We start from the raw sequence: 21,452 nt of genomic DNA, 5'->3' as shown, positions 1-21,452 counted from the left end.
GTGGCCAGTACCGGACGGCCGCATAGGGTGAGAATCAGCAAGATCGCGGCTTCGGGGACCGCGGTTCGACGCGAGGCTCACCTGGAGGTTCGAGATGGCGGCGCCGTGGCGGATCCTTTCCCTCCCCCCGCTCGGGGAGGACATCGTGCGGGGCCTGTTCGGATCGTTCGGCGACACCGTGGAGGTGGCGTTCCCGCAGACCAGGGACCGCGCCGGGCTCCTCGCGGCGCTCCCGGACGCCGAACTGGTCATCGGCGACTTCAGCGCCCAGCTGAAACTCGATGCCGAGGCGGTCGCCGCCGCGCCGCATCTGGCGTTCGTGCAGATGCCCGCCGTGGGCACCGACAGCATCGACGGCGCCGCGCTGGCGGAGGCCGGCGTGCCGCTGGCCAACACCGCGGGTGCCAACGCACGCGGAGTGGCCGAATGGGCGGTCGGCGCCGCGTTCGCCCTGTGCCGCCACCTCGTCTGGGGCGACCGGCATGTGCGCGCGGGCGAATGGCCGCAGACGGAGCTTCTGGCGCGCGGTACAAGGGAAGTCCATGCGCAGCGCGTAGGGGTCGTCGGTTACGGCGCCATAGGCGCGGAGGCCGCGCGGCTGTTCCAGGTCCTCGGTTGTGAGGTCTCCTACTGGACGAGGCGTCCGCGTGCCTCGGCACCGGTCAGGTACAGGGAGCTGGACGATCTGCTCGCCACGTCCGACATCCTGGTGCTCGCCCTGCCGCTGACCGACGAAACGCGCGGCCTCATAGGCCCGGAACGTCTCGCGCTACTCCCCGACAAGGCGCTGCTGGTGAACGTGGCGCGCGGGGGCATCGCGCCCGACGACGCCGTGCTCGCCGCACTGGAGTCGGGACGGCTCGCCGGTGCCGCTCTGGACGTGTTCGACGAGGAGCCGCCTCCGGCCGACTCCCCCTTGCGCGCGCATGAGAACGTCCTGCTGTCACCGCATGCGGCGGGCGGGACGACGCAGTCGCAGCGGAACATCGTGACGATGCTGCTCGACAACGTCACCAGGGCCGTCCAGGGACACGCGGTGCAGAACGTGGTCAACGGCGTGGACCCGCAGGTCAGACGGAGATAACGGGCGTTCTAGGCATCTCGTTCATCAACCGCAAGTATGCATTTGACACACAATTCTGTAGTATTGCTAAAAGTTCAACTTTGACGACCCCGAAGGGTGGGATGTGCATCTCGACATCTGGCTACTCCTCGGGGCCGTGCTCGTACTCAGCGCCATCGTCGCGGTCCGGCTGTCGCACCAGGCCGGCCTGCCGACCCTCCTGGCGTACATGGGCCTCGGCCTTCTCGTCGGCGAGTCCGGCCCCCTCCACATCGACTTCGACAACGCCGAACTGGCCGAGACGCTCGGCCTCGCCGCCCTCGTCCTGATCCTCGCCGAGGGCGGTCTCACCACCAGCTGGCGGCACGTGCGGCCGTCCGTGCCCGCCGCGCTCAGCGTGTCCACCATCGGCACCCTGATCAGCATCGCCGTCGTGGCGCTCGCCGCCCGGTGGCTGATCGGGATGGACTGGCGCCCGGCGTTCCTGCTGGCCGCCGTGCTCGCCCCCACCGACGCCGCCGCCGTGTTCTCGGTGCTGCGCCGGCTGCCCCTGCCGTCCCGGCTGACCGGGCTCCTGGAAGCCGAGTCCGGGTTCAACGACGCACCCGTCGTGATCATCGTGGTCACGCTCAGCGCGGCGCACGGCGGCGTCCCCAACCTCGCCGAACTCGCCGGCGTGATGGTGTACGAGCTGGTCGCCGGCGGCGTGCTCGGCTTCGCGATCGGCTGGCTCGGCGCACAGGCGCTGCGCCGCGTCGCCCTCCCCGCATCCGGCCTGTACCCCATCGCCGTGATGTCGCTGTCCATCGGCTCCTATGGCGCCGCCACACTGCTGCACGCGAGCGGCTTCCTGGCCGTCTATGTGAGCGCGCTAGTCCTCGGCAATGCGCGCCTGCCACACCGCCCGGCCACGAGGGGCTTCGCCGAAGGCATCGGGTGGCTCGCCCAGATCGGGCTGTTCGTGATGCTGGGACTGCTGGCCTCCCCCGGCGCGCTCCCCGGCCAGATCGTCCCGGCGCTCGTCATCGGGTTCGTCCTGCTGCTCGTGGCGCGCCCGGCGTCGGTCGTGCTGTCCTCGATCGGGTTCAAGCTGTCGTGGGGCGAGAAGGTCTTCGCCTCATGGGCGGGGCTGCGCGGCGCCGTCCCCATCGTCCTGGCCACCATCCCGATGGTGAAGGACGTCCCGGACGCCGACCGGCTGTTCTCCATCGTCTTCAACATCGTCGTCGTGTTCACCCTCTTGCAGGGCCCCACACTGCCCCTGGTGGCGCGCTGGTGCCGCCTCAAGAGCGACGAGCAGACCCGCGAACTGGACGTGGAGGCCGCGCCCCTGGAGGAGCTCCATGCGGACCTACTAGAAGTCCGTATCCCACCCGACTCCCGGTTGAGCGGTGTGGAGATCTTCGAGCTGCGGCTGCCCGCCGGAGCGTCCATTACCCTCGTCGTACGGGACGGGGAGAGCTTCGTGCCGGAACCCACCACGCCCTTGCAGAGCGGCGACACGCTGCTGGTCGTGACCACCGACACCGTACGGGAGACCACGGAACGCAGGCTGCGCGCCATCAGCCGCCGCGGGAAGCTGGCCGGCTGGTTCGGCGAGACCGGAACATGAGCGAAACGGCCACAGGGTCGGGCCGCAGGGTCGGGCGGGGCGGGCGCAGGGTCGGGTGGGGCGGGCGCAGGGTCGGGCCGCCGCACGGGCGCGGAGTCGGGCGGGGCGGGCGAGGAGTCCTGCTGGAGAGGGGCCTTGGGAGACTCGGGAACAGACCCGGGGCGAATCCTGTTCCATGCATGGGTACCATTAGCAGTCATCTAGAGTGAGTGCCAGTCCGGGACGGCGCCCGGACTGAGTCAGCGAGGAGGAACCGTGCCGACGTATCAGTACGTTTGCACCGAGTGCGGCGAGCCTCTGGAGGTCGTGCAGAAGTTCAGCGACGACGCGCTGACCGAATGCCCGGCGTGCAACGGAAAGCTCCGCAAGGTCTTCTCCGCCGCGGGGATCATCTTCAAGGGGTCGGGCTTCTACCGCACCGACAGCCGCGGCTCCGGCAAGTCGTCCTCCACCGTGGGGAGCTCGTCCAACGGGTCGAACGGCTCGTCGTCGTCGAGCGGCGACTCCGCCAAGTCCGACTCGTCCTCCTCGTCGAGCTCGTCGAGCGACTCGTCGTCCTCGTCGTCCACCTCTTCGTCGAAGTCCTCTTCGTCCGAGAAGGTGGCCTGACCACCGGGGCCCGACTCTAGGGGCCACGTCCCCACCGCGCTTCCGAAGGCCGGAGGAACCCAACCGGGTTCTTCCGGCCTTCGTCGTGCTCTGGGGCGGCCTTGGGGCCGCCCCTGAGGCCACCCCGAGACCGACCCTGAGGCCACCCCGAGATTTCGCGATATAACTTGCTTTCTCTCGCGATCAGAGAGACTCTGGTCCTGAGCAAGTTTTCGCGTCATATCGCGAGATCCACGGACCCTCCTCAGGAGATCGACCATGCGCGCACAGAGCCAGGCTCCCCCCAGAACACCGGCCCGCAGGCTCGCCGGGCTGATCGCCGGACGCCGCGGCAAATGGGCCGTCCTCGCCGTCTGGATCGTCCTGCTGGCCGCCCTCGGCCCGCTCGCCGGCAAGCTGGCCGACGTCGAGGACAACGACGCCGCGTCCTGGCTGCCCGCCAGCGCCGAGTCCACGCAGGTCGTCAAGCAGCAGGACATGTTCCAGAAGGACGAGACGATGCTCGCCGTCATCGTCTACGAGCGTCCCTCCGGGATCACCGCCGCCGACCGCGCCAAGGCCGCGGCCGACATGCCCGCCTTCGAGCGCCTCCCGGGAGCCGAGAAGGCGCAGGGACCGTTCCCGTCCAAGGACGGCAGGGCCCTGGAGACCCTCGTCCCGATCAAGAGCGACGACGTCACCGACGCCGTCGACCAAGCGCGCGACCTCGTCAAGCGCGGCCCGCCCGGGCTGTCCGCGCACGTCACCGGGCCCGCCGGCGCCGGCTCCGACCAGTACGGGGTGTTCCAGAGCCTCGACGGCTTCCTGCTCATGGCGGCCGGCATCGTCGTGATCGTCCTGCTGCTGATCATCTACCGCAGCCCCGTGCTGTGGTTCATCCCGGTGCTCAGCGCCGTCTTCGCCCTCGGGCTCGCCCAGTCCGTCGTCTACCTGCTGGCCAAGTACGCCGACCTGACCGTCAACGGGATGAGCTCCGGCATCATGACCGTGCTGGTGTTCGGCGTCGCCACCGACTACGCCCTCCTGCTCGTCGCCCGCTACCGCGAGGAACTGCACCGGCACGAGGACCGGCACGAGGCCATGGCGTTCGCCCTGCGCCGCGCCGCGCCCGCCGTCATCGCCTCCGCCGCCACCGTCGCCGTCGGCCTGCTGTGCCTGCTGCTCGCCGACCTGAACTCCACCGCGGGGCTCGGCCCCGTCGCCGCGGCGGGCGTCCTCACCGCGCTGGGCGCGATGGTCACGCTCCTGCCCGCGCTCCTCGTCATCTTCGGCCGCTGGGTGTTCTGGCCGCTCGTCCCGCGCTACGACGCCAAGTACCTCGAGCCCGAGGCGTACGAGGCCGAGCACGGAATCTGGTCCCGCGTGGCGGGCCTCGTGGCCAGGCGCTCACGCGTGCTGTGGCTCACCACGGGCATCGTCCTAGTCGGCCTTACCTTCGGCCTCGGCTCGCTCAAGGCGGACGGGCTCTCCAACGCCGGCCAGTTCACCGGACGCCCCGACTCGATCGCCGGGCAGGAGGCCGTGGCGCGGCACTACCCCGCCGGATCCGGTTCCCCGGCCGTCATCATCGGCAAGGCGTCGGCGTCGCCTGAGATCGCAGCGGCGGCCGCGCGCACACAGGGCGTCGCCCAGGTCGGTCCTCCGGCCACCACGAACGGCCTCGTCATGTACGAGGCGACGCTGCGCGACCCCGCCGACAGCAAGGCGGCCGAGCGGACCATCGACCGGCTCCGGGACGCGGTGCACGCCGTCCCGTCCGCGAACGCGAAGGTGGGCGGCACCACCGCCACGTCCCTGGACACCAAGCGCGCCTCCATACGCGACAACAAGGTCATCATCCCGATCGTGCTGGGCGTGGTCTTCGTCATCCTCGTCCTGCTGCTGCGCGCGCTCGTCGCACCGCTGCTGATGATGGGCACCGTCGGCCTGTCGTTCCTCGCCTCGCTAGGCGCGTGCGCGCTCATCTTCAGGCACGGCTTCGGCTTCGAGGGCACGGACACGGGATTCCCCCTGCAGGCCTTCACCTTCCTGGTGGCGCTCGGGGTCGACTACAACATCTTCCTCATGCACCGTGTACGGGAGGAGTCCCAGACCCTCGGCACGCGGCGCGGCATCCAGCGCGGCCTCACCGTCACCGGCGGCGTCATCACCTCGGCCGGGGTGGTGCTGGCGGCGACGTTCGGCGCGATGGCGACGCTGCCGCTGGTGTCCATGGTGGAGATGGGCTTCGTCGTCGCGTTCGGCGTCCTGTTCGACACGCTGGTCGTCCGGTCGCTGCTACTGCCCGCCCTGTCACACGACCTCGGGCGGCGGATCTGGGCGCCGGGACGGCTCGCCGCGCGCGACGCGCAGACGGACCGGTCCCGGATCCTCGACCGGGTCGGCTGACACGACGTCCACGGATCGCGAGGGGCCCGGCGCCACACCGGGCCCCTCCGCCACGCCCGCGGCGCTCACTGCGCCCGGCGCGTCCGCCGCGTCCGCCGGGTCCGGCACGTGCGGCGGGTCCGGCGATCATGAAGTTATCCACATTTCGCGGCGGGTCCGCATGTGCTCCGGCGGGCTGGTTAGTGTCGGCGGCATGTCCACCAACTCGCAGCCCACGGCCGAGATCGCGGTCATCGGCGGTTCCGGTTTCTACTCCTTCCTCGACGACGTCGAGGAGGTGCGCGTCGACACGCCCTTCGGCCCGCCGAGCGACGCCGTCGCCATCGGCGAACTCGCCGGGCGGCGCGTCGCGTTCGTCCCCCGGCACGGCCGCGACCACCGCTTCCCGCCGCACAAGATCCCCTACCGCGCCAACCTGTGGGCCCTGCGGTCCCTCGGCGTCCGGCAGGTCCTCGCGCCGAGCGCGGTCGGCTCGCTGACCCCCGACCTCGGCCCCGGCACGCTGGCCGTCCCCGACCAGCTCGTCGACCGGACGACCGGGCGCCCGCAGACCTACTACGACGACGGCGCCGCGATCCACGTCTCGTTCTCCGACCCGTACTGCCCGGTCGGGCGGCGCACCGCCGTCGACGCCGCGAACGCCGCCGGCTGGGCGCCCGTCGACGGCGGCACCCTCGTCGTCATCGAGGGCCCCCGGTTCTCCACCCGGGCCGAGTCCCGCTGGTTCGCCGGCCAGGGCTGGACGCTCGTCGGGATGACCGGCCACCCCGAGGCCGTCCTCGCCCGCGAGCTGGCGCTCTGCTACACCCCGCTGTGCCTGGTCACCGACCTCGACGCCGGCATCGAGGAGGGCGAGGGCGTCACCATGGACGAGGTGCTCCGGGTGTTCGGCGAGAACATCGGCCGGCTGCGCGGAGTGGTCGCCGACGTGGTCAAGGCACTGCCCGCCGAACGCGACTGCCCCTGCCCCGCCGTCCTGGACGGCATGGACCTCCCGCTGGAGCTGCCGTGAGGGCACGCGCGGCCCGGCTGCGGCGGCCGCTGGCGGCGCTGTCCGCCGCGGCCGCCGCGGGCCTGGCCCTCACCGCGCTGCGGCCCGGGCCGGCGCCCTCGGTCCGCGTCCTGGCCGCGGCCCGTGACCTGCCCGCCGGCGCCACCCTCGGCACGTCCGACCTGCGCGCCCTCGACCTGCCGCCCCCGGCCGTCCCCGCGGGCGCGCTCCGCTCCGGCGCGGCCGGGCGGGTCCTCGCAGGGCCCATGCGGCGCGGCGAGCCGCTCACCGACGCCCGCCTGGTCGGCGAGGGGCTCCTGCGCGGCTACGCCCCCGGGACGGTCGCCGCGCCCGTCCGCATCGCCGACGCCGACACCGTCCGCCTGCTGCACTCCGGCGACCGCGTCGACGTCCTGGCCGGCCCGCCGCCCTCAGGTCTCGACGACCTCCCCGGCCGGGACGACCGGTGGAGCGAAGCCCGAATGATCGTGTCCGGCGTGCCGGTGGTGACCGTGCCCCGCCACGACGACGAAGGCGGCCGCGAGGGAGCCCTGGTGGTCCTCGCGACCGACCGCGCGCAGGCCCAAGCGCTCGCCGGCACCCGCTCCGCCCTCTCGATCACCCTCACCACCCCCTAACCACCCCACGCCCACCCCGGCGCGGCTCCGGGGGTTGCGGGGCGCTGTTGGGGGTCTGTGATCAGCGGCAGGCGGCTGGGCGCGTGGCGGGGTTCTGGAGGGCGTTGGGGTGGGCTGGGGGTGGCTGCGGGCGGGTTCGGGATCGACTTGGCGCGAGGGGTGAACTTTCATTACCATCCGTAGCCGTTCCGTCCGGCTTCGGCCGGACCGAGCATCAGTGATATAGCGCACGCGGGAGTGAGAACCCCCTCCGATCAGGGCAGACCAGGCGCGGATCGGCCGCGCCCCTCCCCGCGTGCCCAGAGCCGATCGCCTCCAGGAGCGCGTCCGACGGGACGCGCCCCGCCGACCCCCGGGAGCACACCATGGGCGGATTCAAGAAGTTCCTGTTCCGCGGCAACCTCGTCGACCTCGCCGTCGCGTTCGTCGTCGGCGCCGCGTTCGCCTCGCTCGTCAAGGACTTCGCGAACTCCTTCATCACCCCGCTGATCGCGCTGATCGGCGGCAAGCCCGACTACACCCGGCTGTCCCTGACGGTCGACGGCACGACGTTCCCGTACGGCGTCTTCGTCACCTCGGCGATCGCCTTCTTCATCACCTCGGCGATCGTCTACTTCCTCGTCGTGCTGCCGACCACGAAGCTGATCGAGCGGATGGACCGCGGGAAGGAGGCCACCGAGCGCGAGTGCCCCGAGTGCCTCGCCGAGATCCCCATCAAGGCGCGGCGCTGCCGGTTCTGCACCTCCGAGATCGTCCCGCTGGCGCAGACCCCCTGACGGCTCAGTACTGGCTCTCGGTGCCGTACTCCCAGTGCCAGGGCTCGAACGGGTTGCTGTAGGCCCACGCCGGGTGGAACCAGCCGTACTTCTTGGAGTTGGCCTTCAGCCAGTTGAACTGCACCGAGCCCTGGTTCTGCACCCCGCCGCAGACGTCGATGGCCTGCCCCTTGCCGTGGTTGCTGGTGCCGGGGACGGCGGCGAAGCCGGGGCGCCGCACGTACACGGACTGCTGCTCGGCCAGGCTCCGGTAGGAGTCCGTCAGGCACATGTCGCGGCCGAAATGGGCCTTGTACGCCGCGTTCAGCTTGTAGAACGCCAGCGCCGCGTCCGCGCGCAGCTCGCGTCCCTTCTGCGGCAGCGGGCACAGGTACTTCTGCGGGATCAGCCCGTTGGGGAACTTCTTGGCGTCGGCGGCGAGGCTCTTGTCGCACCCGAGCTCCAGCCGCTTGCTCTCGGGCAGCTTCTTGAGCATCGCGTTGAGCTGGTCGGTGAGCTGCGCCGACCGCTGCTTGAGCCCGTCGATGTCCTGCTGCACGCGGGTCTGCGCGATCGCGTTGCGGGACTGCAGGTCCTGCGCCGTGGACGCCAGCTGCTGGCGGCGCTTCTGCAGCGCGTCGGCACGGTCCACAAGCGCCTGCTGCGACCGGGCGAGCATGCTCACGTCCGCGGTGGCGCGCAGCGCCTCCTCCGGGTTCCCGCCGCCGAACACCGCCATCGACCCGGCGGCGCCGGGCTGCTGGTAGGAGGAGTTCGCGAGCCGTGCCAGCGGCTGCCGGATCTCGTTCAGCTGCGCCTCGGCGTCCGCCAGGTCCTGCAGCGTCGCCTTCAGCTTGCTCTGCGAGGCCGCCAGGTCCTTCTTGCGGCCCTCCATGTCCTTGGTGGCCGACTCGAGTTCGTCGCGAGCCTTGGCGGCGGCCTCGCGCAGCGACTTGACGTCGTCCCCGCCTTCGGCCGCCCTGCCGGCACCCTGCGGCACGAGCGTCGCCATCACCAGGACGGCCGCGGCCAGCGCAGCCGACCGGGGGTTCGGCACGGTGGTTTTCCTCCTGATGCCCGAATACGAACAGCGGCAGAACGCTACTACAGGTTCACAGCCGAACTGGGCGCAACCGGCTCAGCGACCTGTGTGACGATGCCGATGGCACCACTGGTCGAGGTACGGCACGCCCGCCCACGGGCACGTCGGCCGCACGTCCGGCGGCCGCGTGGGCTTCGGGGTCGCCTTCTTCGTCGGCTCCGCCTGCGGCGTCACGACCCGCCGCGGCGCCTTCGTCTCCGCCTGCGGATCGCTCTCCGGCGGGACGTACTGCCCGAACGTCGGCTCCGCCGAGGGCGACGCCTCCGCGGCCCGCGGCGTCGGCGTCACCGCCCCGTCCGGCCGTCCCGACGGCTCCTCACGCAGCGAGAACGCCACCACGGTCGCGAGCGCGACGGGCACCAGGAACGCCCCCGCGATCATCGCGAGGCGCCTCCGCCGAGGCGCGCGCGTCTCGGCGGCCTCCCCGGTCTCCCGGTCCTTCGGCTGCCCGCGATGCCGACCCGTCACGGCACCGAAGCGTACCCACACCGACCCCACCCGGCCTAGAGCGCGCATAGGCCATCTCCCGCCGCCTTTTGGCGCTCTCTTGAGCCCCGGTCGCCCCCATAACGGGGAGCGCCCAGTACGCCCCTTCCCCTACCCTGTAGGTGCCGTCCGCTACGCTCTTCCGGCGAGCGACGACATGCCTCCGTAGCTCAGGGGATAGAGCACCGCTCTCCTAAAGCGGGTGTCGCAGGTTCGAATCCTGCCGGGGGCGCCTACTTCGTGGTGGTTGGCGATCTTTGTGACGCTCGCGTCGACTCAGGCTGACTGCGCATGATGACAGCGCAGTTTCAGTGAAGCGCGCCTCGGCCGCAGCTCAGGAGGCTGAGATACCGATCGGCCGCCATCAGAGGCGGGGCAAGGGAGCGAAACAGCCGCGATAGCCCCGAACTTCGAGACGCCCCTGGGCGTGTTCGCCAGTAGCCTGTTGACGGCACAACGCAGCGTGGGAAGGCATGCGCGGACCGGATACAGCGGGGGCCGGGGATCTCAAGGGCGAGCTGGTGAGTTTCGTCCTGTCGGGACGTTCCGACGCCACGCGATCGTGTCGCCACCATCGACTGGGCGACCGGCTGTACCCGTGAATGCACGATCCTCGAGGGCGCGCAGCCGGCTCCCGGGTGGCCGCGCCTGGGGCGATGCCTCGGTCATGCTCACCGGCGCTCTTTTGAGGCTGCCGAAGTCCGCTGCTCCCCGACAGGTGGGGCGGGCCAGGTGCAGCCGGTTTACGCCAGCGGCGTTATCGGTACAGTCGCCGGTACCTGCGAAAGGCCGCATGGAGGCAGACGGCGGTCTGTCCCGCGTTCATCCCTGCGGGTGCGAGAGGCTGTCCGACGATCTGCTGTCGGGCGGCGACGTACTCGGCGAACGCGGCGCGGCCCTGGCCGGTGAGATTGAGCCACGTGCGGGGCCGCTTGCCGACGTGTCCTTTGCGGATGTGGGCGTATCCGGCGTTCTCCAGGGCGCTCGTGTGCTCGGACAGCAACGAGTCACCGATCTCCAGGCTGCCGCGGACGAAGGAGAAGTCGGCTTCGGTGGCCGCGGCCAGCAGGGACACGACCTGCAACCGTACCGGTGTGTGGATGACGGGGCCGAGGTTCACCGGACGAGGTCCCCGGCGGTGCGGGCGATCACGCGGCGCTCGATCCAGCGCAGGGTGGCAATGTTGTAGACGGCGGCGACCAGCCTGTGATCAGGCCCTTGGAGCACCGTTCGGCGTGATGGCGGGGAGGGCGGCGGTCTTCTCGCGGGCGAGGAAGGCGCCGAGTTCGGCGATGGTGGTCATCAGCGGGGCGGGGAAGACGACGGTGCTGTTCTTGTCCACGCCGATCTCGACCAGGCTCTGGAGGTTCCGCAGTTGTAGGGCCAGGGGGTGGGCCATCATCGTGTCCGAGGCGTCGCCGAGGGCGGCGGCGGCCATGGACTCGCCCTCCGCGCTGATGATCTTGGCGCGCTTCTCCCGCTCGGCCTCGGCCTGCTTGGCCATGGCGCGTTTCATGGTCTCGGGGAGCTGGATGTCCTTCAGTTCGACCAGGCTCACCTCCACGCCCCAGGCGGTGGTGGTGACGTCGAGGATCTCGCGGATGTCGGCGTTGATGCGGTCGGTCTCCGACAGCGTCTGGTCCAGGGTGTGCTGCCCGACCACCTTGCGCAGCGTGGTCTGGGCGATCTGGTCGATCGCGGCGCGGACGTTCTCGATCGCCACGACCGACTTCACCGCGTCGGCCACCCGGTAGTAGGCCACCGCCGAGACGTCCACGCTGACGTTGTCGCGGGTGATGATGCCCTGCGACTGGATCGGCATCGTGACGATCCGCAGGGTCACCCGCCGCATCACGTCCACCATCGGAATGATCAGCCGCAGGCCGGGCTCGCGGACGCCGCGGACCCGGCCGAGCCGGAACAGCACCCCCTGCTCGTACTGCTTGACGATCCGCACCGCCATCGCGAGCAGTAACAGCGCCACCAGCACCACGATCACGACAACGGCGATCAGGATTCCCATCGGATGCTCCGCTCGGTGGGGGTCCGGGCCTGGACGGGCCGTGTGGAAGACCCTGATGACAGACAATCCCGTGCGGCCGCCCGGCGGATACCGCCGATACGGGCTGAGCCGATCACCGCGACCGATCACCGCGCGGGTCGGGTGGAGGCCGGCGGATCGATGGCCGGTGAGTCAGCCGGCCGGCTGGTCGGCGGTGGCCAGCCAGCCGAGCCGTTCGGACATACCGCGGGCGCAGGCGACGACGGCGCGCACGTGGTCGGAGTCGTCGGCGGCGCGCCACAGGATCGACCAGGGGTAGAACGAGGCGGGGTCGGTGAGGGGCCGCCATATCGTCCCGGGGAGGGCGGAGATGCAGGAGGAGGGCACGCAGTACAGGCAGCGGCCCTGGGCGACCAGCGTGGACGCGGCGCGGATGCTGTCGACGGTGCCCTGGTGCACCGTCGGGGTGAAGCCTGCGGCGCGGCACATCTCGACGGTGAACTGGTTGAACTCCGGGGCCTTCATCTCCTCGGCCAGCAGCAGCGGCTCGCGGGCCAGGGCTTCGACCGGTACCGCGTCGAGGTCGGCGAACCGGTGCCCGCGCGGTACCAGGACGCCGAGGCGGTCCTGGCGGAACAGATGCGAGGCGATCCCGCTGGGTGCCTGTGCGGCGCGGCCGATGCCCACGTCGAGGCGCCCGTCGACGAGTTGCTGGTACTGCTCGGGGACACCGGCCTCGACCTGGTGGATCACCAGGTCGGGGTAGCGGGCCTGGGCCTCGTGCAGGATCTGCGGCATCGAGTCGTAGCTGGCGTCGATGATGCCCACCCGCAACGCCGGCGCGGTCCCCTGCGCGGTCCGGGCGACCTGGACGGCGCGCTCGACGTGGGCGAGAATCTGCCGCGCCTCGACCAGGAACGCCGCCCCCGCCGGGGTCAGGGCGACGTAGTGCGTGGTGCGCTCCAGCACGCGCACGCCCAGTTCCCGCTCCAGCCGCTGTATCTGTTGGCTCAGCGCCGACTGCACGATGTGCTCGCGGGCCGCCGCGCGCCCGAAGTTGAGCTCCTCGGAGACGGAGACGAAATAGCGGAGCTGGCGCAGTTCCACGTCTCCCGCCTTCCGGGCCGGAACAGCTGGACCCTCCAGCAGCGTACATCGCGGCGTGTGCCGGGAGCTCCGCGTCGCCGGTGCGACGGTTATCGCCGCCGCTGATGACTCTTGCCCGTATTGCCCGGTTCGGTCCGGCCGAAGAGCGGGCTCAACTGGTGGTGGGCGCTTTCCACGCGCCCGAGCCCGCCGGCGGCGTTCGAGCCGGTCGCCCCTCACCGGAGGGCATCCAACTGGAGTCGAAGACCATGACCACGATCCTCCCCGCAGGCAGCCCCCTGAGCCGCGCACCGGATCGGGCCGACGCCGCAGTGAACCTGCGGGGCAGCGACTACGCGGTGCTGTCGCGGCAGGTGAAGCGGGCCGGTCTGCTGGCCCGGCGTCCCGGCTACTACTGGGTGAAAGCCGCGACGAACCTGCTGTTCCTCGCCGCCGGCTGGGTCGCCTTCGTGCTGGTCGGCCCGTCCTGGTGGCAGCTCGCGGTGGCGGCGTTCCTGGCGGCCGCGTTCACCCAGACCGCGTTCCTCGGCCACGACGCGGGCCACCAGCAGATCTCCGGTTCCAGACGGGTCAACGTCCTGCTGGGACGGCTGCACGGAAACCTGCTGGTGGGTCTCGGCTACGGCTGGTGGGTCGCCAAGCACAACCGGCATCACTCCCACCCCAACCAGGTCGGCCGCGATCCCGACATCGCCACCGGCGCGATCGCCTTCACCCGCGACAACGCCCAGACCCGCGGCGCCCCCCGTGCATGGCTCGCCCGCCGCCAGGCCTGGTTGTTCTTCCCGATGCTGCTCCTGGAAGGATTCCACCTGCACCTGTCGAGCGTCCGGGCACTGGTCGGGCATGGCGCGACATCCCGGGCTGACACGCCGGGAACGACCCGGCTGGTCGAGGGCGGACTGCTGCTCGTCCATGCCGCCGGGTACCTCTCCGTGCTGTTCTGGGTGCTGGCCCCGGCCCAGGCCGTGGGCTTCCTGTTGCTCCAGCAAGGACTCTTCGGGCTCTACCTGGGCTGCTCGTTCGCCCCCAACCACAAGGGCATGCCGATCTTCGGCAAGGGGGACAGGTCCGATTTCCTGCGCCGGCAGGTGCTGACCGCGCGCAACATCCGCGGCGGCCGGATCACCGACTTCGTGCTCGGCGGGCTGAACTACCAGATCGAGCACCACCTCTTCCCCTCCATGCCGCGCCCCAACCTGCGCCGCGCCCAAGCCCTCGTGCGCGCGTTCTGCGCCCATCACGACATCGCCTACTGCGAGACGAGCCTCGCGCGCTCCTACGCCCAGGTACTGCGCCACCTGCACGCGGTCGGCGGCCCCCTGCGCCCGGAACTGGAGTACTGACCCGGGGAGCGAAACGGCACCCGGAAGGGGAGGTTCGATGAACCACGAGATGAGGGTCCGCGCCATCGCCTCGGGCGTGCCGCACAGCCCCAACGGCACGGCGCCACGCTGTCAGCACGTGGACGGCCTGACACCCGTCGCGCCACGATCACATGGTTGCGCGGCGTGTGAGGCGCGGGGCGACCGGTGGACGGCGCTGCGGCTGTGCCTGACCTGCGGCTGGGTGGCCTGCTCCGACGACTCGCCGCGCCGGCACGCGCGGGCGCACTACCAGGAGACCGACCATCCGCTCGCCGCCGCCATCGAACCAGGATCGACTTGGAGATGGTGCTACGTCCACGAACGTCCCGTCTAACACCCTCGATACAGGGAGTTGCCGTCCGTGTCAGGGGCACATAGACGGCTGTGGGGGAACTGAGCGGACACCGAGGCCCGGTGGATCGCAGCGAGGGTTTCGGCGAGCGGCTGCTGGGACAACTCCTGGACCCGGCGCACGAGATACCGCCCCGGCGACCGGGTCCTGGCCTACACCGACGGCCTCGTCGAAGAGCACACCACCGGCGGGGAGCAGTTCGGCGAGGAACGGCTGATCGCCACCATCGAACGCGTCAGCCCCGCCAGCGCGACGGTCCAGCAGATGGTGCGCCGCCTCTCCCCCACACTGATGCAGGAGAGAGGCGGGATCACCAGCGACGACGCCACCCTCTTCCTCATCGAATGGCGCGGCGGCACCGCCGACCACGTCACCAGGACCACTCCTGTGACGGCCAGCCTCCCGCCGGACCGCGCGCGCCCGATCAACGGGAGGTGAGCCGGTGAGGAATGGTGCAGATGACGACGTCGGTGGTGGCGCGCAGCACGGTCGCCAGGAGCAGACCCCGCTGGTTCTGCAGGATCCGGTAGCGCCATCGGCGCGGTTGGACTTCGGGGATGAGAACGGCGACTTGCAGGTCTCCTTGTTGCGCTCGCCGAACGTAGTGGACGATCGGGTGGACCAGTGACCGGTGCGGGCTTTCGATGGTGTCCAGCCGGACGCCGGGGTCCCAGGCGTTCCACCGCGCGCGGAAGGCGGCGCTCTCCTCGGGTCCGGGGTGGACGCTGACCGCGATGACGTCACCGCCGAGGGACAGTGCCGCCCGCAATGCGTGTTCGGTGAGCTTGCTGATGCTGCCGACGGGGACGATGACCAGGCTTGCGGCCGGTTGCGGGCGGGGCGGGTGCGGGCCGAGGTCGAGTTCGGCGCCGACCGCCCGGTAATAGGCGTTGATGCGGGCGAACAGCAGCATCAGCGCCGGCATCGCGAGGATCACGACCCAGGCACCGGAGGTGAATTTGCCGGCGACGAAGACGACGGTGGCGGTCGCGGTCAGGATCGCCCCGGTGCCGTTGAGGGCGGCTCGCGTTCTCCAACGGCGGGAGCGCAGGCCGTACCAGTGCCGTACCAGCCCCGTCTGGCTGATGGTGAACCCGATGAACACCCCGATCGCGTACAGCGGGATCAGCCGATGCGTCTCGGCGGACGTCGCGACCAGCAGTACGGCCGCGAGCAGGGCCAGAGCGACCACGCCGTACCGGAAGACCGGCCGCTCGGCCCGCAGACCGAACAGGTGCGGCAGCCGGTCGTCGGCGGACAGCAGGCTCATCAGCACCGGCAGCCCGCCGAAGCTGGTGTTGGCGGCCAGCGCCAGGACCAGGGTGACGGCGATGTTGGTCGCGTAGTACGGCCAGCCGGTGCCGAACGACCCGGCGGTGAGCTGGGCCAGCACGGTGACCCCGCCGCGGGGCGCGACGTGCTCGCGGTGGATCAGAACCGCCAGCCCGATCAGCAGTGTCCCCAGCAGCGCACCGAGCATGAGCTCGGTGCGCTGGGCGTGCCGGGCGCGCGGCTCCCGGAAGGTGGGGACCCCGTTGGCGATCGCCTCGATCCCGGTGAGAGCCGAGCATCCGGCGGCGAAGGCCTTCAGGATCACGACCACCCCGAGCGCCTCGCTGACGCGCACCGGCTGCACGCTGCCCACCAGCGCGGCCGGGTGCGGACGCAGCAGGCCGACGACGATGACGCCGAAGATCGCTACCAGGAACACCATCATCGGCAGCATGAGGACGCGGGCGCTCTCGGCGATGCCCCATAGGTTCACGGTGGTGATCAGAACCAGGCCGAGCAGGCACACCGCGAGCATGTGGTGCCGCAGCGAGGGGAACGCCGATGCCAGGCTGGCCGCTCCCGCGGCGAGGCTGACCGCGACGGTCAGCACGTAATCCACCGCAAGGCTCGCCGCCGCCAGCAGACTGACCGCGGCCCCCAGGTCCTTCTTGCCCACCGCGTACGCGCCGCCGCCGTCGGGGTGCACCGCGATGACCTGGCAGTAGGAGACGACCAGGACCAGGAGCAGAGCCACGATGGCCAGGGTGACCGGCAGCGTCAGGAGCAGCGCGGGCGAGCCGGCGGCGACGAGCACCAGCACGATGCCCTCCGGCCCGTACGCCACCGAGCTGAGCGCATCGAGGGACAGCGCCGCCAGTCCCCCGAAGCTGGTCAGATGGTCCTTGTCGCCCTCCCCGTGCCGCAACGGCACCCGCGGCGCCACCTTCTTCGGCGCCGTTCCAAAACCCATGGACGGTTTTCCCACCAGAGACCTCCGCATCCCGCCACCCGGACCCCAGGAGGGCCGTCATGCCGTGGGGACGACCAATGCCCCGAGCGGCGGCGCCGCCATGCTCGACGTCCTTGCTGCGACGCGCCGACCGGCCATCTCCTGAAGAGAAAAGACGTTCGGAAATCCGCTGTTTCCCCTGTGGCTGGGAGGCGGTTGAATAGTGGCGAAACGAGCATGCGAGTCCGGTGAAGCACGAGACGCATCCGGGCCGAATTCATGGCTCGTATAAGGAGTCCGTTCATGGGCATCGACACCTGGCTCGTTGATTCGATTTCACCGAAGGGCGGCGTGTGATGCCGATAGCCGGTATCGCCCTCCTCGTGATCGGCGCGATCCTCGTTTTCGCCGTCACCGGATCCGTGAGCGGTATCGATCTGCACGCGGTGGGCACCATCTTCATGCTCGCCGGCGTGGCACTGCTGCTGCTTCCCCTGGTCATGCGCGGCAAGCCGCGCCCGAAGCGATGGCCGGCCCGAAGCCGCCAAGACGCCATCGACGAGGCGCACGCCAGGCAAAGACGGCAGAGGGTGCCCGATGACCATGAAAAATGAATACCTTCGGCTGGTGATGGGACTCATCGGCGGCATGGTCATCGCGGTGGCGATCGTCTGCGTGCTCATCGCGGCGGTCGCCGTCGTCGTTTCCTGACGGGGGTTCACTGGTCGGCGACGGGGTCCTGCTGCCACCAGGCGAAGGAGTGGATGTACCGGACGCGCTTGCGGGAGGGGCGGCGCCCATACGTCAGGGCAATGATGCCGTGGCCGGACGCGTGGCCGGACGGCCGGTCGGCGGTCCCAGACGGGGTCCCGGGCGGCGCGGATGCGGCGGCGCGGATCTCGCCCAGCAGCAGGCGGGCGGATGCGTGCAGTTCCAGCCGCAGGTCGACCGGGCCGCGCGCGGCGGCACGGGTGAGAAGGTCCTGGACGAGCGCCGTCAGCTGGTCGCTGAGGTCTCCCGCTGCCGAGCCCAGCCCCCACGCTCGCAGCGCATCGCGAACCGTGCGTCGGACCTGTGCCGCCGCCCTCCCGGCGGGCAGCCGCCACCGGCCGGTACGCAGGCCGGGACGCGCGGCATCGGCGTCGTTCTCGTCGGGGGCGCTCACAGTCCTCTCCGATCGGAGGCGAGCCCGGACCGGGACGTGCGCCGCAGGGCGGGCCGGCGTCGCGGAACCGGGCTCGGTCTGGTCACATCGCCCCTCTTGTGCCCGGCGCCCATGCGGTCATGCGGCGAGCCCGGCGCGGACTTTCCGAGCGGGGCCGACGATGAGCGCGCGGTCGAGCCCGGTGGCGCGGAGCAGCGCGGCGACCTGCGGGCCGGGGGCGGCCAGACGCAGGGTGATGCCGAGTCCGCCGGCGCGGCGGCGGATGCCGATCAGCACGGCCAGTCCGGCCGCGTCGGCGGACGTCACCTCGCTCAGGTCGAGGATCAGCAGGCGGCCGCTGCGCCGCAACGCGCCGATCAGGTGCTCGCGCAACGCCGCGGCGCCGGCGCCGTCCAGGGCGCCCGACAGCGCGACGATCGTGTGACCGGGACGCCGGTGGGCGGGCATCCGCACCTCGTCGGGGCCTCGCGCGAGATCCGCGGCGGGCGCGGTGGTGGTGAAGGTGGTCATGGCGATCTCCGATCGCAGATGGGGCGGAAGTTCCGTGCCCGGACGGCCACATGACGGGCCGTCCGGGCAACGGGGCGAATCAACGTGTCGCCGGGTCTCCTCGAAGGCGTCCGCCCTCGGATTCCCAGGTGTCCTCTGAGGCCTTCTGGGTGCCGGGCCGGTCCGTCCGGCCGGGTGGCGCGGTGAGGGCGGCCAGCAGGCCGGGGGTGTGCAGGTGGTTGGCGGGGTGGGACGCCAGTTCCATCACCGCCTCGGCTTCGGCGCGGCGCGTGGAGACCGGGACGGTGAGCAGGTCGACGCGCCGCCCGTCGGCGTGGATCGCGGTGAGGAGCCCGGCGGGGAGCGAGTCGAACCAGCTCAGCCGCACTACCCGGGTGTCGGCCGGGCCGTCGATCCGCAGCCGGCGCGGGCGGCCGTCCCAGTCGTCCACCCGGAGCAGGAGGTGGGTGATGGGGCGGTGGTCGTCGATGGGTCCGTGGTCCTGCAGGGCGAGGATCAGCCCCGGCAGCTCCGCGGCCGGGTCGGCCGAGCGGGGCCACCAGGCGCCGTCGAGCGCGGTCCGTGCCGAGCCCGGAGAGGCGGCGGGGCACAGCCGCAGCCGTGGTGTCGAGGGTGGTGACAGGCTGATGGTTGTGCGGCGTTCGGTGGTGGTCCACATGGCCGGCACCTTCTTCTGGTTTTCGATCGATGCGGCGAGCCGGTTCCTCATCGGAGGCGCTTGCGGGTCAGCGGCCGCAGTTGGGTGAGGCGGGCGGTGCCCAGAACCAGGGTGACCGCGACTCCGGCGGCCATCGCGGCCAGGAGCACAACGGCCAGCGGTAGGACACCGCTCATGTCGGCGAAGGAGATCCGCACGTCGCCGGTGTTGCTCACCACGACCACCATGAAGACGGCTGAGATGACCGCGACGGCCCACATCCCGGGCCACGCCACGCTGGTGCGGGTCACGGTCACCGGCTGCAGGGCCGGCCGGGTCTTGTGTCGACCGGGCGAGCCGGGGCCGGGCTGGGAGCTCGCACCGGGACGGCTGCTGGTGCGAGGCTTGTACGAGGTCGGCATGACTCCCCCTCTCGGGGGCGAGCCGGTGTGACGGAACAATCTCAGAACGAAGATGTCGCCGTTGCCGGATAATCTGATCCTACTCGACAATTCCTCATCATCCGCAGATCTTGAAAATGATTTTCCGGGCGGTGTCCCGGGGGCCGCGAGAGCGGTATTCATTGCCGTCCGAGCGGCGGTCATCGGTGCAAGTGATGGCGTGTGCACGCATTGCCTGTTTCCGCTGTCAGACCGTCCGGCTCTAATGAGAACCGGCCAGTCGCTGCTGGGGGCTGCGCCGGCTGGTCCAGGGCCGTCCGCTCCTCCCCGAGCCGGGCGGCCCTGAACCGCACCCCACCCGTTGCGGAAGAGGACATCGGCAGGTTGGTGAACCGGAAGTGAGCCCCATGTCCATTCCAGACCGGGTCCCCGCGATCCGAAGCTCGAAATGCCGGCCCCCTCCCTCCGCCCCCGACCGGGTTGAGCGTGAACAGCAGCCCTCGATCGCGGATGCCCTCTGCGGCCCGCCGGTGGTCGTGTCCGTTGGCCTGCCCGCACCGGAACCCGGATCGTCCTTCAGGCGCGGGCCTACCTGCCCCCCGCCACGCGACCGGCGTGGACGATTTCCTCTGGCAGTCCATGCGTAGGCGCGCCGGTCTCCGGCGGTAGCTCGACATTGTCGGTGAAGGGCGTCAGCAGGCTGCGGGGCCACAGCCGCCGCTCGCGCACCACGTTGATCTCCGCGCCGGCCACGAAGACGACCGCACCCAGGTAGATCCACGTCAGCAGGCCGAGCACGAGACCGAACATCCCGTAGGTGGCGGTCGCGCCCTTGAGCATCTGGGCGAGCAGGAACGCACCGGCCCATTGCAGGGCCGGCCAGACCAGCGCCGCGGCGATCGCGCCGGTTCGGACCTGTGCGACGTTGAGCGGCCGGGCGGTCAGTACCGGGAACGCCACCGTGAACAGCACGACAATGACCGCGACCGCCACCACGATGGCGCCCGCCCGAACACCGGCACCGAAGACCCCACCGGACACGGTCACCGCCGACAGCAGCGTGGTCGCCAGGACCGCCCCCGCCGCCGACCGCCAGCAACGCCAGACTGCGCGCCCGGGCGGCGATCGGATTCGGCCGTGAGTTGCGGGGCACGCCCCAGATCCTGTTCAGGGCGTTCTGGACGGCCTGCACGACGCCCGGACCGCCGTACAGACTGCCCGCCACACCCGTCACCAGCGCCAGGACGCTGCCGTGAAGGGAATGGACGTTCGCACCGATCTGATCCCCGATGACCGGGAACTGCGCGAGCGCCGAATCCAGCACACGCTGCTGCAGCCCCGGATTGCCCTGCAACGCGAACCCCAACGCGGTGACCAACAGCAGCAGCAACGGAAACAGCGACACGAACCCGCAATAAGTGATCAACGCCGTGAGGTAGGTGCCCTGGTCGTCCACGAACTTGAACACCACCGCCAGCGGCAGCCCCGCCCAACGATGTCGCCTCTGATAGGCGTCCACGCGGCCGACCACTCCCACGCGCTCCATCTTCCCTCTCTACCGCCGGGCCAACGCTCCCGCCGTCGTCCGCCTGGTCGACGCCGTTCGGATGGAGCAGACCGACGAGTGGACCGAGACCGAGTATGTCGATGACGGGCAGCAACGCTTGTCGATGACTTCCAGCAACGGTTGGGAGATCCAGGGGGTCTGGGTGCCGGTAAGTTTCGGCAACGCCGCGGGCTTGATCGCAAGACAGCTGTCTATGACCTGGTACTGGTCTGGTGAAGTCCGGTTCCGGGGCTTCCCCCCGAGATGTGGACACCGATTTCAGGCGGCAGCGGTCAGGCTACCGGTGGTTCTCTCGTAGTTGATCGGTGAGAGTTGGCCGAGGCGGGAGTGTCTGCGGCGCGTGTTGTAGCGGGTGGCCCAGCGGAAGACGGCTCGGCGTGCGGTGTGGGTGGTGGGCCAGTGCCGGGCGCCTTGCAGGGTTTCGCGTTTGAGGGTGGCGTTGAGGGATTCGGCGGCGGCGTTGTCGGCACTGGTGCCGA

The 21,452-nt window shown here is 70.8% G+C and carries 23 protein-coding genes, 1 tRNA gene and 1 pseudogene; 12 read left to right on the top strand and 13 right to left on the bottom strand.

All coding sequences use genetic code 11. The features are described from left to right. Window positions 1–94: 94 nt before the first annotated feature. The 7 genes from AB0C78_RS05160 to mscL all read left to right on the top strand — a co-directional run bounded on the left by AB0C78_RS05160 (window position 95) and on the right by mscL (window position 8,077). Window positions 95–1,084 (top strand): 2-hydroxyacid dehydrogenase, encoded by a 990-nt coding sequence (locus tag AB0C78_RS05160; protein ID WP_360741900.1) that lies wholly within the window; start codon window positions 95–97, stop codon window positions 1,082–1,084. 103 nt (window positions 1,085–1,187) lie between these two features. Further along, window positions 1,188–2,675, top strand: coding sequence for a potassium/proton antiporter (locus AB0C78_RS05155; protein WP_360741897.1), 1,488 nt, complete (start codon window positions 1,188–1,190; stop codon window positions 2,673–2,675). 255 nt (window positions 2,676–2,930) lie between these two features. Next, a complete protein-coding gene (locus AB0C78_RS05150) occupies window positions 2,931–3,284 on the top strand; it encodes an FmdB family zinc ribbon protein (protein ID WP_360741894.1) in 354 nt (117 codons plus the stop codon). Window positions 3,285–3,542: 258 nt separating this feature from the next. Then, window positions 3,543–5,672: an MMPL family transporter gene (locus AB0C78_RS05145; RefSeq protein ID WP_360741891.1), complete on the top strand. Its 2,130-nt coding sequence runs from the start codon at window positions 3,543–3,545 to the stop codon at window positions 5,670–5,672. 193 nt (window positions 5,673–5,865) lie between these two features. After that, complete coding sequence (locus AB0C78_RS05140; RefSeq protein ID WP_151544780.1) at window positions 5,866–6,684, top strand: S-methyl-5'-thioadenosine phosphorylase; 819 nt, start codon at window positions 5,866–5,868, stop codon at window positions 6,682–6,684. Next, window positions 6,681–7,301 (top strand): SAF domain-containing protein, encoded by a 621-nt coding sequence (locus tag AB0C78_RS05135; RefSeq protein WP_360741887.1) that lies wholly within the window; start codon window positions 6,681–6,683, stop codon window positions 7,299–7,301. The genes AB0C78_RS05140 and AB0C78_RS05135 overlap by 4 nt, the downstream gene beginning before the upstream one ends. Before the next feature lie 365 nt (window positions 7,302–7,666). Continuing rightward, window positions 7,667–8,077: a large conductance mechanosensitive channel protein MscL gene (gene mscL / locus AB0C78_RS05130; protein WP_360741884.1), complete on the top strand. Its 411-nt coding sequence runs from the start codon at window positions 7,667–7,669 to the stop codon at window positions 8,075–8,077. A gap of 4 nt (window positions 8,078–8,081) precedes the next feature. On the opposite strand, the gene AB0C78_RS05125 is transcribed toward mscL, so the two are convergent. Together AB0C78_RS05125 and AB0C78_RS05120 are read right to left on the bottom strand one after the other, a co-directional pair. Beyond that, window positions 8,082–9,113 carry a D-alanyl-D-alanine carboxypeptidase family protein gene (locus AB0C78_RS05125; protein ID WP_151546971.1) on the bottom strand — a complete coding sequence of 344 codons (1,032 nt, stop codon included), beginning with the start codon at window positions 9,111–9,113 and terminating at the stop codon, window positions 8,082–8,084. A gap of 81 nt (window positions 9,114–9,194) precedes the next feature. Continuing rightward, window positions 9,195–9,626: a hypothetical protein gene (locus AB0C78_RS05120; RefSeq protein ID WP_360741880.1), complete on the bottom strand. Its 432-nt coding sequence runs from the start codon at window positions 9,624–9,626 to the stop codon at window positions 9,195–9,197. A gap of 177 nt (window positions 9,627–9,803) precedes the next feature. Here AB0C78_RS05120 and AB0C78_RS05115 point away from each other — a divergent pair. Then, window positions 9,804–9,876, top strand: a tRNA-Arg gene (locus AB0C78_RS05115). Window positions 9,877–10,401: 525 nt separating this feature from the next. Here AB0C78_RS05115 and AB0C78_RS05110 read toward each other — a convergent pair. The 3 genes from AB0C78_RS05110 to AB0C78_RS05100 all read right to left on the bottom strand — a co-directional run bounded on the left by AB0C78_RS05110 (window position 10,402) and on the right by AB0C78_RS05100 (window position 12,753). After that, on the bottom strand, window positions 10,402–10,764 hold the full coding sequence (locus AB0C78_RS05110) for a transcriptional regulator (protein ID WP_360741877.1): 363 nt from the start codon (window positions 10,762–10,764) through the stop codon (window positions 10,402–10,404). Window positions 10,765–10,854: 90 nt separating this feature from the next. After that, a complete protein-coding gene (locus AB0C78_RS05105; protein ID WP_360741874.1) occupies window positions 10,855–11,667 on the bottom strand; it encodes a slipin family protein in 813 nt (270 codons plus the stop codon). A 171-nt stretch (window positions 11,668–11,838) separates the two neighbouring features. Continuing rightward, window positions 11,839–12,753, bottom strand: coding sequence for a LysR substrate-binding domain-containing protein (locus tag AB0C78_RS05100; protein WP_360741871.1), 915 nt, complete (start codon window positions 12,751–12,753; stop codon window positions 11,839–11,841). 248 nt (window positions 12,754–13,001) lie between these two features. Here AB0C78_RS05100 and AB0C78_RS05095 point away from each other — a divergent pair, with 248 nt between their 5' ends. The 3 genes from AB0C78_RS05095 (at window position 13,002) to AB0C78_RS05085 (ending at window position 14,910) form a co-directional block, all read left to right on the top strand. Then, on the top strand, window positions 13,002–14,099 hold the full coding sequence (locus AB0C78_RS05095; protein WP_360741868.1) for an acyl-CoA desaturase: 1,098 nt from the start codon (window positions 13,002–13,004) through the stop codon (window positions 14,097–14,099). A 37-nt stretch (window positions 14,100–14,136) separates the two neighbouring features. Then, window positions 14,137–14,454: a UBP-type zinc finger domain-containing protein gene (locus tag AB0C78_RS05090; RefSeq protein WP_360741864.1), complete on the top strand. Its 318-nt coding sequence runs from the start codon at window positions 14,137–14,139 to the stop codon at window positions 14,452–14,454. 84 nt (window positions 14,455–14,538) lie between these two features. Further along, window positions 14,539–14,910 (top strand): SpoIIE family protein phosphatase, encoded by a 372-nt coding sequence (locus tag AB0C78_RS05085; protein WP_360742349.1) that lies wholly within the window; start codon window positions 14,539–14,541, stop codon window positions 14,908–14,910. Here AB0C78_RS05085 and AB0C78_RS05080 read toward each other — a convergent pair. Then, entirely contained in the window at window positions 14,897–16,714 is a 1,818-nt protein-coding gene (locus AB0C78_RS05080) for an amino acid permease (RefSeq protein WP_360741861.1), read from the bottom strand. The two genes, AB0C78_RS05085 and AB0C78_RS05080, sit on opposite strands and share 14 nt — an antisense overlap. Before the next feature lie 335 nt (window positions 16,715–17,049). On the opposite strand from AB0C78_RS05080, the gene AB0C78_RS05075 reads away from it, so the two are divergent. Beyond that, window positions 17,050–17,307: a DUF6458 family protein gene (locus tag AB0C78_RS05075; RefSeq protein ID WP_360742346.1), complete on the top strand. Its 258-nt coding sequence runs from the start codon at window positions 17,050–17,052 to the stop codon at window positions 17,305–17,307. A gap of 104 nt (window positions 17,308–17,411) precedes the next feature. On the opposite strand, the gene AB0C78_RS05070 is transcribed toward AB0C78_RS05075, so the two are convergent. The 7 genes and pseudogenes from AB0C78_RS05070 to AB0C78_RS05040 all read right to left on the bottom strand — a co-directional run. Then, the gene (locus AB0C78_RS05070; protein ID WP_360741858.1) at window positions 17,412–17,858 is read right to left on the bottom strand and encodes a hypothetical protein; all 447 of its coding nucleotides are present in this window, start codon (window positions 17,856–17,858) and stop codon (window positions 17,412–17,414) included. 117 nt (window positions 17,859–17,975) lie between these two features. Then, window positions 17,976–18,368, bottom strand: coding sequence for an STAS domain-containing protein (locus AB0C78_RS05065; RefSeq protein ID WP_360741855.1), 393 nt, complete (start codon window positions 18,366–18,368; stop codon window positions 17,976–17,978). A gap of 79 nt (window positions 18,369–18,447) precedes the next feature. Next, a complete protein-coding gene (locus tag AB0C78_RS05060) occupies window positions 18,448–19,026 on the bottom strand; it encodes a DUF5994 family protein (RefSeq protein ID WP_360741852.1) in 579 nt (192 codons plus the stop codon). Window positions 19,027–19,073: 47 nt separating this feature from the next. Next, complete coding sequence (locus AB0C78_RS05055; protein WP_360741849.1) at window positions 19,074–19,427, bottom strand: hypothetical protein; 354 nt, start codon at window positions 19,425–19,427, stop codon at window positions 19,074–19,076. A 567-nt stretch (window positions 19,428–19,994) separates the two neighbouring features. Beyond that, window positions 19,995–20,453, bottom strand: a complete 459-nt coding sequence (locus AB0C78_RS05050; protein WP_360741846.1) for a YhjD/YihY/BrkB family envelope integrity protein — start codon at window positions 20,451–20,453, stop codon at window positions 19,995–19,997. A gap of 46 nt (window positions 20,454–20,499) precedes the next feature. After that, window positions 20,500–20,952: pseudogene (locus tag AB0C78_RS05045) on the bottom strand (YhjD/YihY/BrkB family envelope integrity protein); the annotation flags it as partial. A 279-nt stretch (window positions 20,953–21,231) separates the two neighbouring features. Next, window positions 21,232–21,452: integrase core domain-containing protein (locus AB0C78_RS05040; protein ID WP_360741843.1), on the bottom strand; the 221-nt coding region annotated here is incomplete at its 5' end.

It is taken from the genome of Actinomadura sp. NPDC048394 (assembly GCF_040651755.1).
GTDB classification, from domain to species: domain Bacteria; phylum Actinomycetota; class Actinomycetes; order Streptosporangiales; family Streptosporangiaceae; genus Spirillospora; species Spirillospora montaniterrae.
Note: the sequence above shows the minus strand (reverse complement) of the source record. Positions and strands in the feature narration are given on the sequence as shown.

What these genes read in the sequence shown, in the direction of transcription:
- AB0C78_RS05140 (WP_151544780.1), top strand. Translation starts at nt 5,866, where the DNA reads ATGTCCACCAACTCGCAGCCCACGGCCGAGATCGCGGTCATCGGCGGT.
- AB0C78_RS05160 (WP_360741900.1), top strand. Translation starts at nt 95, where the DNA reads ATGGCGGCGCCGTGGCGGATCCTTTCCCTCCCCCCGCTCGGGGAGGAC.
- AB0C78_RS05080 (WP_360741861.1), bottom strand. Translation starts at nt 16,714, where the DNA reads ATGGGTTTTGGAACGGCGCCGAAGAAGGTGGCGCCGCGGGTGCCGTTG.
- AB0C78_RS05090 (WP_360741864.1), top strand. Translation starts at nt 14,137, where the DNA reads ATGAACCACGAGATGAGGGTCCGCGCCATCGCCTCGGGCGTGCCGCAC.
- AB0C78_RS05065 (WP_360741855.1), bottom strand. Translation starts at nt 18,368, where the DNA reads ATGACCACCTTCACCACCACCGCGCCCGCCGCGGATCTCGCGCGAGGC.
- mscL (WP_360741884.1), top strand. Translation starts at nt 7,667, where the DNA reads ATGGGCGGATTCAAGAAGTTCCTGTTCCGCGGCAACCTCGTCGACCTC.
- AB0C78_RS05060 (WP_360741852.1), bottom strand. Translation starts at nt 19,026, where the DNA reads ATGTGGACCACCACCGAACGCCGCACAACCATCAGCCTGTCACCACCC.
- AB0C78_RS05095 (WP_360741868.1), top strand. Translation starts at nt 13,002, where the DNA reads ATGACCACGATCCTCCCCGCAGGCAGCCCCCTGAGCCGCGCACCGGAT.
- AB0C78_RS05145 (WP_360741891.1), top strand. Translation starts at nt 3,543, where the DNA reads ATGCGCGCACAGAGCCAGGCTCCCCCCAGAACACCGGCCCGCAGGCTC.
- AB0C78_RS05055 (WP_360741849.1), bottom strand. Translation starts at nt 19,427, where the DNA reads ATGCCGACCTCGTACAAGCCTCGCACCAGCAGCCGTCCCGGTGCGAGC.
- AB0C78_RS05075 (WP_360742346.1), top strand. Translation starts at nt 17,050, where the DNA reads ATGCCGATAGCCGGTATCGCCCTCCTCGTGATCGGCGCGATCCTCGTT.
- AB0C78_RS05105 (WP_360741874.1), bottom strand. Translation starts at nt 11,667, where the DNA reads ATGGGAATCCTGATCGCCGTTGTCGTGATCGTGGTGCTGGTGGCGCTG.